The 589-nt window shown below is 72.3% G+C and carries 1 protein-coding gene; it reads left to right on the top strand.

Features of this window, described 5'->3' with window-relative positions:
- Positions 1-589, top strand: a 589-nt coding sequence (locus AC2EAQ_RS18900; protein WP_484645991.1) for an Ig-like domain-containing protein, incomplete at both ends; no start/stop codon positions are given.

The following is a 589-nucleotide window of genomic DNA, read 5'->3' on the forward strand; positions in this document are numbered from 1 at the left end:
GCGGCACGACCACCGGCCTGGCCGAGGGTGCGAGCGTGACGATCGAGGTGGTCGATGCAGCGGGCGACGTGGTGCAGACCTTCACGCCGACCGTCGGCGCGGACGGCCGCTACACGGTCGACGCCACTGCGCTGGGCGACGGCGCCTACACCGTGCGCGTCAGCGCTAGCGACGCGGCCGGCAATGCGGCACAGCGGATCGCCACCGTGCGGGTGGACACGTCGGCACCGGAGCTGACGGTGGACGCCACGCTGGGCACCGACACCGGCCTTTCGACCACCATCGTCGACGGCGGCTTGACGAAGGACGACACGGTCACCGTCAGCGGCACGGTGACCGACGCCGTGGGCGTGGCCCAGGTGCAGGTGTTCGACGGCACGACGCTGCTGGGCACGGCCGACATCGGCGCCGATGGCCGCTGGAGCTTCACCACGGGCCGGCTGGCGCATGGCGACCACTCGATCACGGCGGTGGCGACCGACACGGCGGGCAACGCCTCGCCGGCATCGACACCGCTCACCTTCAGCGTGGACACCGAGGCGCCGGTCTTGACCATCAGCGCTGCTGCGCTCACCCGCGACACCACGCC

The organism is Aquabacterium sp. T101 (assembly GCF_057219775.1).